At 64.8% G+C, this 937-nt stretch carries 1 protein-coding gene; it reads right to left on the bottom strand.

What is annotated here, in order from left to right; translation table 11 throughout:
• A partial coding sequence (locus NO347_RS17165) for a VOC family protein (RefSeq protein ID WP_256290928.1) occupies positions 1-937 on the bottom strand: 937 nt, incomplete at both ends.

Genomic DNA, 937 nt, shown 5'->3' with positions numbered 1-937 from the left:
TCGTCGGTGGGGACGAAGTCGTACTGGCGGCGGGCGTGTGAGCCGGCTTTGCCGCCCCACCAGACGAACGTGTCCGAGCCGTCTTCGGGCGTCCAGGTGATCGTCTCCCAGTCGGGATCGAAGATGAGGTACCCGCCCGCGAAGATCTCGATCTTGTTGCCCGAGGGTTCGACGTAGTAGTTGAAGTGCGCTTGACTCACGCCGTGGCGGGCGGGGCCGCCCACCATCTCGATGCCGCGCTCGCGAAGCAGGTCCGCCGCGCGTTCGAGTTCGCCCGACTGGCCGCCGTCCATGTAGTAGGCCACGTGGTCGATCTTGTCGTTGACGTTCGCGTCCGGGGGTGCGTTCACGAACGCGATCTCGTGGACGAGCGGGGAGACACTGAGCCACGCGCCGACCTGGTTGCCCTCGGGATCGACGCCCTCCTCGCGGAGGTTGAACCCCAGGACGTCCTCGAACCACTCGACGCACTCGGGGACGTTGGTGACGTTGAAGTTCACGTGGTCGATGCGTCGGAGTCCGGCGCCGCGTTCGGGTTTGCGCGCGGGTTGGTTTTTGAGTCGGGCGCGGTTTTCTTCTTTGACCGTGTCGAAGGCGCGGTCGACGTCGTAGACGAGCTCGAAGTACTCGGGGGTCTCGCCGGGGTAGTCGAACTTGAGCGCGCGGCCCTGGCCGGGTTCTTTGTCCTCGTTGGCCCACTCGGTGTCGTAGCCGGAGTCTTCGATGCGCTGTTGTAGTACCTCGAAGTCGCCTTCGTCTTCGAGCATCCAGGCGACGTGGTTGCAGCCCCACTCGTCGCCCTCGCGAAGGATGAGCGTGTAGTCCTGCCAGTCGCCGTAGGCGGCGAGGTAGTAGGCGTCGTCCTCCTCGTGGCGGACGTACATTCCCATCGTGTCGCGGAAGTGTTCGAGCGACGCTTCGAGGTCTGGACAGTACA

Source organism: Halobellus inordinatus (genome assembly GCF_024464655.1).
Classification (GTDB): Archaea; Halobacteriota; Halobacteria; order Halobacteriales; family Haloferacaceae; genus Haloquadratum; species Haloquadratum inordinatus.
This window is presented reverse-complemented; position numbering and strand designations above follow the sequence as displayed.